Below are 9,736 nucleotides of genomic sequence, written 5' to 3'. Positions count from 1 at the left end.
GAGGCCCAGACCTCGGCCATGGCGCCCTCGAACTCGGTCAGGAAGCGCTCCAGGAACGTGCCGTCGGCCATTGCCGCGGCCGAGAAGGGGTTCATGATGGTGGCCCTCAGCACGGTGACGCCGCCCTGAGGGGCGAGCGCGTCGACCAGGTCGCTTCCGAGCCTCTGCTCGAGGCCGCGCCGGTACGACGCGATGCCGAGGTCGGTCTTGGACAGCACGAACTCGTAGCTGAAGACCCGGCGGTCGATGTTGACGGCGAAGCGCTTGTACAGGGTGTCGTTGAAGCGGTTCAGCTCGGCGCCCGTGAACGGGACGGGGGGGATCGCCAGGAAGGTGACGACGTTCAGATCGGGCTCGTTGAGCGGCACGATCCGGTACCCGTTCCGGGACTCGAACGCGTCGAGGGCCGCCCAGAGCTTCCGGGCGCACTCCACGCTCTTGCCGATCAGGACCCCGTAGCCGCTGGTATCGAGCGGGAGGACCCGGTGGCTGAGCCACACGGCCGCCGCGGCGGCTCCGGGCTTCGAGCCCTCCAGGATGTACTTGCCGATGGTCGTCGGCGAGGTGGCAGGGGTGTCGTGGAACACGTAGGGGGCGCTGACCGACAGGAACTCGCGGATCCGCTCGTCGCGGAACACCACCGCGCCGGCCGGATAGGGGATGTAGCCCAGCTTGTGGGGATCGATGGTGATGGAGTCGGTCTCGGCGAGCGCCTTGAAGCTCTCGAACAGCTCGGGGGTGTTCCCCTGGTCGACCCACTCGCCCTGGGGGCTGCGGAACATGGCCGTGGCGTAGCCGCCGTAGGCCCCGTCGATGTGGCAGTAGCAGTGCAGGCCCTGGCTCTGCGCGGTCGTGCGCACCGCGAGCAGCTGATCGAGGGCGTCCACCGAGCCGGTCTCGGTCGAGCCCAGGACCGAGATCATGGCGAGCACCGGCACCTGCCGGCGGGTCAGGTCGTCGAGGACCTCTTTCAGCCCCTGGGGATCGATCCGGTACTGGACGTCCAGGGGCAGCTCGATCAGTTGCCCCTGGCCCAGGCCCAGGAGGTTGGCGGTCTTGACCCAGGAGTAATGCTTGGTGCCGGGCACCATCAGGACCGGCACCGGCAGGGGGGCCCCGTAGGCCGTCTCGAAGTGCCGGTGGAACTGCAGGAAGCCCTGGCTGCCCAGCGAGTAGGTCTCGAGAAGGGCCGCGGTCTCGGGGCTCGCCGCGAGCGCATCGCGCAGATCCAGGATGCTCTGCGTCTGGACGTTCATCAGCTGCCAGGGGGTGAGCTCCCGCAGGGGCGCGGACTGGCCGCTGGCGAGGAGGACCGCCGGGGCGTCGAGCTCCAGCTCGTTGGCGACGAGCCACGCGGTGGCCGGGAAGTACTTGAGGGCGCGGACGGCCCAGAGGGCCTCGAGGTTGGCGACGGATCCGCCGGAGGCGAGGTGGCCCCAGGTGCTGGGGCCGTAGCCGACCAGGTGGCCGAGCTGGTGCCCGACGTCCAGCTCCAGCTGGGTGGTGACGGGGGAGGCTTCCCCCGAGACGTTGTTGGGGTTGTACAGCATGGCGGCGAAGTAGCCGACCAGCGAGGCCATCGTCACGTCGCTCGTCATGTGCGCGAGGTAGCGCGGGCTGAAGAGGGGGGCGCCCTGCTTGAGGCGCGACAGCAGAGAGTAGAGCTCCTGGCGCAGGCGGACCAGCGAGTCGTCGAAGGCCGGCGTGCCGCGATCGCTCTGGCGGATGCTCGGTGCGTCCTCCGGGTGGAAGTTGCGGCGCCAGAAGACGTGGTCGCGCAGGGCCTCGAGCATGAAGCTCTCGAGGATGTCGGCGTTTTCGCCGGCCGGACCGAGGAAAAAGGAACCGATGGGCAGGGCCATTTCAAACTCTCTTCCGGGTACACCAAGGCGTACGGACACGCCCAGCATACCCATCAGGAGGTGCCCCGTTCAATGAGGCGCCTCATATCTGGGGGCACGGGATGAAGACCTCCGCTCGCGTCACGGAGCATCGGACAAGTGGCAAGAAAGCCTCTAGGGAGAGGATAGCCTCGCGGCCAGCAGTAGGCGTCCGTAAGATCCACTGCATCTGGCTCGCATCGCGGATTTGGGCGATCGTACGAGGTGAGGAATCAAGCCTGGGGTATATGGGAAGCAACCATGAGGGAGGTGACCAATGTATATCTTGATTTTGCGCCTGTTGGTTCACGCCGGGATCGTGGGACACCCGGGGACGATCTGCCTTCAGAAGATGATCGAGCTACCGTTCGTGCCGTACGTGGGCTTGAAGCTCATGGAAGGGACGTACCACACGGAGCTGAAGGATCTGGCCTGGGCGATCGACCGGCGCGCCTTCGTTTCAAACATCGACCTGCGGCAACAGCTGGAGCTGCTCGGCCTCAAGCGCGAAGACCTGAAGCAGGAGACCGTCGAGGAGCTGCTGGAGCAGCTTCGCGGCCTTGGCTGGGAGCGCGAGTAAGCCGCCGACAATTAGTCCCCGAAGTGCCGAAGGAGCCTGCCGGAATGCAACCGGCAGGCTCCTTCGGCGCTTCGGGCATCTTCAGGCGGTCAGTTTCTTGAAGGCCCCCTTCACCATTCCGACGAGCATCAGGCCGGTCGCGCCGATCATCGCGCCGACGGCCGCCCCGATGGGCCCGCCCACCATGAAGCCGGCACCGGCGCCCAGCAGGGTCGTGCCAGGGGTGACGAGCAGCTTGCCCGCGAGCTTGAGGTTGAAGTCGTCGTCCGTCTCTTCACCCTTCGCGCGATGTGCGACATGGTGGATCAGGTTCTTGAGGCCAAGCAGGCCGCCCAGGGTCGAGCCACCGGCGATCGCGCCGACCGCGGCCCCCACCGGGCCTGCCACCAGGAAGCCGATGCCCGCCGCGGCCACGCTCGCAATCGGCGAGAAGACCATGACCGGGACGAGGTTCGTCAGATCGTCCCAACCCCCGTTGTGCGCGGGTTGCGTCGGACGAGCCGCGTTGGCCGCCGGCTTCGACAATGAAAGCGAGTCGGGCGCCATTCCGGGGGCGGCAACGGGTGCCGGGAGCTGCCTCGGCGCGGGGCTCACCCTGACCTGCGGGCTTGGTCCTTGGATCGAACTGAGCATGGCTTCACCTCGAAAAGATACCTGACTTCTCGGATCATCGGTGAATTGCGGAAGAACCTTGCTCACGTAACACCCCATGGGGATCGGGTGTTACGTTCCGTGAAGGCGACTTGACAGTCTAGCTCAGTTAGATTTATGGTGCTTTGTACTGACCAGTCAGTTCAAAGAGAGGCCGTCATGACCAAGGAAAAGATTCGCGGCGGAGCGCTCGCGATGTTCGCCAAGCGGGGCTACGACGAGACGACCCTGGACGAGATCGCAGAGGCGGCCGGCGTCGCCAAGGGCACGCTCTACTACCACTTCAAGAACAAGGAGGCCCTTTACGGCTTCGTCCTCTCGGAGGGCCTGCGGGACCTGACGATCGCGATCGAGCAGGCCGTCGCTCGCGAGGGCCTCTCGGCCCAGGGGCGACTCGAGGCCGTGCACGACGCGCTGTTCAGCTTCCTGGGGAGCAACCGGGATTTCTGCCTGGTGCTGCTCGCCGCCGCTTCGACCCACCTGACCCGTTCGGTGGAGGCCTTGAGCCACCTGGCGGACTTCTTCGCCTTCTTCGAGAAGACGCTGGCCGGCTTGCAGGAGCAGGGGGCGATCGCGTCGGACCTGGACATCGCGACGGTCGCCTCGGCCACCTTCGGAATGATCGGGATGGTTGTCCTGCGCAAGCATTACCGCGCCGAGACGGTCGATGCCGAGCCGACGAGGACCACGCTGCTGCACATGGCGCACAAGGCACTTGGCTAGCGCCCGCATGGGGGAGGAAACGACGATGGAACAAGAGACGGAAATCGAAAATCAAGCGGCGCTCGCGAGGCCTTCCGGCGGCCGCACCCGGCGCGGGGTCATCGCCTTTTCGGGAGTCGCCCTGGCCTTCAGCGTGGCGCTCGGCTTCGCCGGCGCGAGCCAGTCCCACGGCGCCGGCGGCCCGGCGCTCACGGGGGTCGTCGAGGGCATGGAGGTCGATCTGGCCTTCAAGCTGCCCGGCCGCGTCGCCGCCGTGAACTTCCGCGAGGGTGATCCCCTCGAGGCCGGTCAGGAGGTGGCGCGCCTGACCTCCGAGGAGGTCCAGGCCAAGGTCGAGCAGGCCGAGGGGGCTTACGCCCTGGCCAAGGTCCGCGCCGAGCAGGCCCGCCAGGGGGTCTCCTTGATGGACGACGCCAGCAGCGCCCAGGTCCACCAGGCGCAGGCCGGCATCCAGGCCGCCAGCGCGCAGCTCGATGCCATGCGCAACGGGGCGCGGCCCGAAGAGGTCGCGCAGCTCGAAGCCAAGCTCAGGGCCTGCAAGACCGGTGAGAACGCGGCGCGCTTCGCCTACGAGGGCCTCAAGGAGCTCTTCCAGGCCGGAGGCGTGGCCAAGGCGAAGCACGACGAGGCCCTCGCCCAGTACGACAAGCTGAAAGCCGAGCGCGAGGCGACCGAGGAGCAGCTGCGCATGGCCCGCAAGGGCGCCCGCCGCGAGCAGATCTCGGCCTCGCGGGCCCAGGTCTCCCAGGCGTCGGCCGCCTACGACCAGGCCAGGGCGAACCGCGGCCAGGTCTCGATCAAGGCGCTCGACGTGGCGGCCGCCGAGGCCGGGATGAAGCAGGCCAAGGGCCTCGTGGACGAGGCGCAGGCGGCCCTTCGCAACACCCACCTGTACGCGCCGGTGGCCGGCGTGGTCAAGAGCGTGGCGATCAGCCCCGGAGAGCTGGTGCCGCAGGGCGGGCTGGTGATGACGGTCGAGGACGTCAAGCAGCGCTACGTGAAATTCTACGTGGACGAGAACCGTCTCTCGGGCATCCGCACGGGCGAGCGGCAGGAGCTCTACGTGCCGGCGATGGACCGGCGCGTCGAGGCCCGGGTCCTTTCCGTCTCGCCCTCGGCCGACTTCGCCGTGCGCAAGGCGACCCGCGAGCTGGGCGATCGCGACGTGCGGGCCTTCAGCGTCAAGCTGCGCGTGGACGCCGCCGAGCTGCTGCCCGGCTACACCGTCGAGTGGCAGCCTGGCAAGGAGAAGGTGTCATGAGCGCCTTCTCCCGGGTCTTCTCGCGCGAGTGGCGCACGATCTTCACGGACCCGACGATCCGCAACGTCATGCTGCTGGTGCCGGTCCTCTACTGCGCGATGTTCGGCTGGCTCTACAGCGCCCAGCGCGTCACGGAGCTCCCCCTGGCGGTCGTCGACCAGGACCGTAGCGCCCTGAGCCGCGAGCTTGTCCGCGCGCTCGACCGGGACCAGACCTTCCGCGTGACGGCTCACCTCGAGAGCGAGGGTCAGGCCATGGCCGAGCTCGATTCCTCCCGGGCCTCGGTCGCGGTGGTCATTCCGAGCGACCTGGAGCGAGACGTGAAGCTCGGCCGCGAGGCGGCGGTCCTCACCCTGGTCGACGGCTCCAACCTCATGGTCTCGAACTCGGCCGTGCGCGCCGCCAACACCGACATCAAGACCATCTCGGCGGGAGTCACCCTCAAGAAGCTGGCCGCGCGCGGCCAGTGGGGCACCGTCGGCGAGCGCACCTTCACCGGGATCGACTACCGCTACCGGGTCCTCTTCAACCCGACCTTCTCCTACGCCGACTTCATGGTGCTGGGGCTGGTGGGAGCGGCCCTGCAACAGGTGCTGCTCCTGGGCGTCGCCCTCGGCGCGACCCGCGAGAAGGAGGCGGGCACCTGGAGCGAGACGCTCGCTTCGACCCCTCTGCTGCCGCTGTGGCTCGGAAAGACCCTGCCCTACTGGCTCGTCACCATGACGATGACGGTCATCTGCATCGCGGTCGCCGTCTTCGGCTTCGGCCTGCCCGTCCACGGGGCCCTGTGGCCGGTGGTGCTCGTGAGCGCCGTCTTCGACCTGGCGGTCGCCTCGCTTGGCTTCTTCGTCTCCTTCGCCTTCAGGACCCAGCTGATGGCGACCCAGGTGGCGATGCTGATCGCCGTGCCCTCCTTCATGCTCTCGGGCTTCACCTGGCCCCAGATGGCCATGCCCCAGCCTCTGGCCGCAGCTTCCCAGCTGTTGCCCCTGACCTACTACCTCCACGCCTTCCGGGAGGTCGTCTCGAAGGGGCACGGCCTCGGATCGCTCGGCACGGACTTCGCCGCCCTCTTCGCCATGACCCTCGTCTCGCTGGTGGCTGTCGCCCTCTTGCGCGAGCGCGCCGTGGCGAGGGCCCCTAGGCCGGCGGCGAGCCTCGAACACGCGAAGGCATCGATTTAGAAAGGACCCATTCCAATGGCTACGAAGCACCTGGCGGCGGCCCTCGCAGTGGCCGCGCTTCTTTCGGGCTGCGACTCCTTCGCCCAGCTCGTCGTCACCCCCAAGGAGGGCACGCCGAGCGGCGCGATCGCCGCGACCCAGGTGGTGACGGCGGTCGGTTCGACCAACACCATCTCGTACGTCTTCAACCCCGGCACCCTGCCTGCCGACATCCTGGCAGGCCAGGCGCCCGCCCTGGTGCTGAGCGGCAAGCCCGCGCCCTTGACGCTCGGAAAGGGCGGCACCTGGGTGGCGACGCTGCCCCAGCTGACCTTGCCGCCCGTGACGGACCCCGCCGGCCGCGCCGTGATGCTGATCCAGAGCAGCGCCGGCAGCCGCTACCTCTCGGTCACCGTCGTCAAGACGACCCCGACCGTCATCGGCCCCGCGACCGCCAGCATTTAAGGAGAATCACCCATGGCACTGATTCGCACGCGGGGCCTGCGAGCCCTCTTCGTCCTCACCGCCGTCACGACGGCGCTCGTGGCTTCGCCCGCGCTCGCGGCCGATGAGCAGCCGCAAGGCGCCGACCTGCTCGGGAACTCCTTCGGGCTGCGCTACCAGTACCGCACCCTCAACGCGGCCGAGAGCGGCAACGGCGTCGCGGGGGCGATCGACAACGGTCTCGGCCTGCGCTGGCAAGGGCGCTGGGACCAGTGGCTTTGGCGCCTCGACGGCGATCGCGATCGCGCCAACCTTCGCCTCGCCGACGGCTTCTCGCCCCTTTCGCCCGACGCGACGGTCGCAAGCCCCGAGTCCTTCGAGACGAGCCTGAGCCTGGGGCGCGTCTGGAGCGTCGCGGGGGCCGCGGCGTGGGCGCCGTACCTCGCGCTGGACTACCGCAGCCTCCAGGCCAACAACACCGGCTCGCGCTACACGGGCACGGCGCTCGACTTCAACCAGACCTGGCTCGCGCCGGGCGTCGGGGTCGCCGCCGAGTGGGCCCCCCACCCGCGCCTGGTGCTCTCGGCCGACGTGGCCTGGTACCCGGTCGCGGCGGTGACCATGACCGGGGCTCCCTACGACCTGACGGGCACCTGGGGCCTCAAGCCCGGCCTCTCGCTCGGCTTCTCGCCGACGCCCGGGATCCGCGTCGAGGCGGCGTACCGGCACGACCTGTGGCGCGCGAGCGGCTTCGCGCTCGATTCGGACGTGATCACCCTCGGGCTCACGTCGCGTCCGCAGGAGGTGGTGCGATGAGCGCCTCTAAGCGGTACGCACACGGCGCCGCTCTGGCTTTGCTCGCGCTCGCCGTCGCGGCGCCGAACGCCTGGGCCGCAAGTCCGGCTGCTCCTTTGATGCTCGAAGAGGCCATGCAGCGCGCGATCGCAACCAGCGAGGCGATCCAGGGCGCCGAGGCCAAGGCCGCGGGGGCTCAGGCTCGCCTGCAAGAGATCCGGGCCCAGAACGCGCCCACCGTCTCGGTGGCGCTCACCCCGATGCATCTGGGGATCGTGAACCCGACCCTCAAGGGCGCCCTCGAGCTGTACCTGCCGGGGTTGTCCCCCAACGCCCTGCACGAGACGCTGACGGTCAGCCAGGTGCTCTACGACGGCGGTCGCAGCGGCGTCGGCGAAAAGGCGGCCCGGGTCGGCCAGGAGCTCGCCGCCGAGAACATCCGCAACGCGCGCCAGGCGGCGGCGTTCGATGCGGCGAACGCCTACCTCAACGTGCTGCGCGCCGAGAGCCTGCTGTCCGCTACGACCGCGGCCCAGCGCCAGGCGCAGCAGCACGTCTCGGACAGCGAGCTGCGCGAGAAGAAGGGCATCGGCTCGCACTTCGAGCTGCTGCAGGCCAGGACCGCCCTCGCTGGCGCCGACGGCAAGGTGATCCAGGCGCAGAACGCGGTCGCGCTCGCGCGCCTCAGCCTGAGCACCGCCATGCACGAGAGCCTGGGCGATCGCCCGCTCGCGCAACTGCCGGCGCTCGCGCCGCGCGCCGTGGACGAGGGAGCGATCGCGCGCGGCATCGCGCAGCGGCCCGAGGTCCAGATGGCCAGGCGCCAGGAGCAGATCGAGCGCCTCGGCGCGGACGTCAAGGCCCGCGAGCTCTTGCCCGTCGTGGGCGCCCAGGGCATGGTCCTCGGCATGGGCACGCAGATCCCGGGTTACGCGGTGCTCGGCACGGTCAACTGGACCCTGTTCGACGGCGGCAGGACCGCAGCCAAGGTCAAGCAGGGCGAGCAGAGCGCCCAGGCTGCCGCCGCCACGGTGCGGGCGCTGCAGAACGGGCTGCGGCTCGAGGTGCAGAAGGCGATCGCCGATCGCAACGAGGCCCAGGCGCGCATCAAGGCGGCCGCGGTCGGCCTCCAGACGGCGAAGGCCGGCTACGAGCTGGCCCGCGTTCGCTTCAAGGCCGGGATAGGCAGCGGGACCGAGGCGATCGACGCTGCTACCGCGGTGGCCGGCGCCCAGGCGCTCCACATCCAGGCCGCCTACGATGAGCTTGGCGCCGAGCTGCGCCTTGCAAGGGCCATGGGGGTCGACGGGCCGAGCCTCCTTGCCGGCTCGTAGCGGTCGATCGAGATAATTTGCCCCTCGAAGCGGGAATTTTTGACGGGGGGCTTGAGCCTCACGTTACGTCATAGCTTAGGGTAGCGACTGGAGGTGAGTGAGATGACCTACACCGTCAAAGCCGTCGCTGAAATCGCGGGCGTGAGCGTTCGCGCCCTGCACCACTACGACGAGATCGGACTGCTCAAGCCGGCGTCGGTGAGCCCTTCGGGCTATCGGCAGTACGGGGATCCGGACCTGGATCGTCTGCAGCAGATCCTGTTCTTCCGGGAGCTGGGTTTCAGCCTGCAAGAGATCAAGCAGATCATCGACAGTCCCGGCTTCGACAGGAAGAAGGCCCTTCTCACGCACAAGGAGTTGCTGCTCGAGAAGCAACGCCGTCTCCATGCCCTCATCCAGTCGGTCGAGCAATCGATCGACGCCATCGAAAGTGGGAAAGCAATGGAAAAAGACGCGATGTTCGAGGCTTTCAACGACTCCAAGCTTGTCGCGTACCGCGAGGAGGCCAAGGCCCGCTGGGGTCACGGCGATGCATGGAAGGAAAGCGAAAAGCGGACCTCCCGGTATGGCAAGGAAGACTGGCTCACCGTGAAGGCGGAGCTGCAAGCGATCTCGCAGAACCTCGCGGCCCTGATGGATCGCGACCCTGCCGATCCGGTGGTGCAAGAAGGGGTCGGGCGCTGGTGGAACATGATCAACGAGCGCTTCTACACCGTCACCCCCGAGATCTTCCGAGGCCTCGGGAACATGTACGTCGCCGACCCGCGCTTCACCGCCACCTACGAGAAGGTGAAGCCCGGAATGGCCCAGTTCATGCAGCAGGCGATGCGCATCTACGCCGATGCCATGGAAGCCAATGGCTAAGAACCTATTGTCTGAGTCGAACGTCTGCATGAGTCCTCCCC

10 protein-coding genes are annotated in these 9,736 nt (G+C 68.3%); 8 read left to right on the top strand and 2 right to left on the bottom strand.

Going from position 1 to position 9,736, the window contains the following annotated elements; translation table 11 throughout:
• Window positions 1-1,862: pyridoxal-dependent decarboxylase (locus V6D00_06805; GenBank protein HEY9898875.1), on the bottom strand; the 1,862-nt coding region annotated here is incomplete at its 3' end.
• 295 nt (window positions 1,863-2,157) lie between these two features.
• Here V6D00_06805 and V6D00_06800 point away from each other — a divergent pair.
• Window positions 2,158-2,460: a hypothetical protein gene (locus V6D00_06800; protein ID HEY9898874.1), complete on the top strand. Its 303-nt coding sequence runs from the start codon at window positions 2,158-2,160 to the stop codon at window positions 2,458-2,460.
• 81 nt (window positions 2,461-2,541) lie between these two features.
• On the opposite strand, the gene V6D00_06795 is transcribed toward V6D00_06800, so the two are convergent.
• A complete protein-coding gene (locus V6D00_06795) occupies window positions 2,542-3,093 on the bottom strand; it encodes a hypothetical protein (protein ID HEY9898873.1) in 552 nt (183 codons plus the stop codon).
• Window positions 3,094-3,270: 177 nt separating this feature from the next.
• On the opposite strand from V6D00_06795, the gene V6D00_06790 reads away from it, so the two are divergent.
• The 7 genes from V6D00_06790 (at window position 3,271) to V6D00_06760 (ending at window position 9,695) form a co-directional block, all read left to right on the top strand.
• The gene (locus tag V6D00_06790) at window positions 3,271-3,834 is read left to right on the top strand and encodes a TetR/AcrR family transcriptional regulator (protein ID HEY9898872.1); all 564 of its coding nucleotides are present in this window, start codon (window positions 3,271-3,273) and stop codon (window positions 3,832-3,834) included.
• A gap of 25 nt (window positions 3,835-3,859) precedes the next feature.
• Entirely contained in the window at window positions 3,860-5,095 is a 1,236-nt protein-coding gene (locus V6D00_06785; protein ID HEY9898871.1) for an HlyD family efflux transporter periplasmic adaptor subunit, read from the top strand.
• Entirely contained in the window at window positions 5,092-6,279 is a 1,188-nt protein-coding gene (locus V6D00_06780; GenBank protein HEY9898870.1) for an ABC transporter permease, read from the top strand. The genes V6D00_06785 and V6D00_06780 overlap by 4 nt, the downstream gene beginning before the upstream one ends.
• Window positions 6,280-6,294: 15 nt before the next feature.
• A complete protein-coding gene (locus tag V6D00_06775) occupies window positions 6,295-6,723 on the top strand; it encodes a hypothetical protein (GenBank protein ID HEY9898869.1) in 429 nt (142 codons plus the stop codon).
• Window positions 6,724-6,735: 12 nt separating this feature from the next.
• A complete protein-coding gene (locus tag V6D00_06770) occupies window positions 6,736-7,518 on the top strand; it encodes a hypothetical protein (protein HEY9898868.1) in 783 nt (260 codons plus the stop codon).
• On the top strand, window positions 7,515-8,831 hold the full coding sequence (locus V6D00_06765) for a TolC family protein (protein HEY9898867.1): 1,317 nt from the start codon (window positions 7,515-7,517) through the stop codon (window positions 8,829-8,831). Before V6D00_06770 ends, V6D00_06765 begins: the two co-directional genes overlap by 4 nt.
• A 102-nt stretch (window positions 8,832-8,933) precedes the next feature.
• A complete protein-coding gene (locus tag V6D00_06760) occupies window positions 8,934-9,695 on the top strand; it encodes a MerR family transcriptional regulator (GenBank protein HEY9898866.1) in 762 nt (253 codons plus the stop codon).
• The last annotated feature ends 41 nt before the right edge of the window (window positions 9,696-9,736 follow it).

Origin of the sequence: Pantanalinema sp. (assembly GCA_036704125.1) — a bacterium.
Lineage (GTDB): Bacteria > Cyanobacteriota > Sericytochromatia > S15B-MN24 > UBA4093 > JAGIBK01.
The sequence above is the reverse complement of the archived record's forward strand: the minus strand, read 5'-3'. Positions and strand labels throughout refer to the sequence as shown.

Excerpts from the sequence above, each read along its gene's own strand:
- V6D00_06760 (HEY9898866.1), top strand. The coding sequence starts at position 8,934 with ATGACCTACACCGTCAAAGCCGTCGCTGAAATCGCGGGCGTGAGCGTT.
- V6D00_06800 (HEY9898874.1), top strand. The coding sequence starts at position 2,158 with ATGTATATCTTGATTTTGCGCCTGTTGGTTCACGCCGGGATCGTGGGA.
- V6D00_06770 (HEY9898868.1), top strand. The coding sequence starts at position 6,736 with ATGGCACTGATTCGCACGCGGGGCCTGCGAGCCCTCTTCGTCCTCACC.
- V6D00_06775 (HEY9898869.1), top strand. The coding sequence starts at position 6,295 with ATGGCTACGAAGCACCTGGCGGCGGCCCTCGCAGTGGCCGCGCTTCTT.
- V6D00_06765 (HEY9898867.1), top strand. The coding sequence starts at position 7,515 with ATGAGCGCCTCTAAGCGGTACGCACACGGCGCCGCTCTGGCTTTGCTC.
- V6D00_06780 (HEY9898870.1), top strand. The coding sequence starts at position 5,092 with ATGAGCGCCTTCTCCCGGGTCTTCTCGCGCGAGTGGCGCACGATCTTC.
- V6D00_06790 (HEY9898872.1), top strand. The coding sequence starts at position 3,271 with ATGACCAAGGAAAAGATTCGCGGCGGAGCGCTCGCGATGTTCGCCAAG.
- V6D00_06795 (HEY9898873.1), bottom strand. The coding sequence starts at position 3,093 with ATGCTCAGTTCGATCCAAGGACCAAGCCCGCAGGTCAGGGTGAGCCCC.
- V6D00_06785 (HEY9898871.1), top strand. The coding sequence starts at position 3,860 with ATGGAACAAGAGACGGAAATCGAAAATCAAGCGGCGCTCGCGAGGCCT.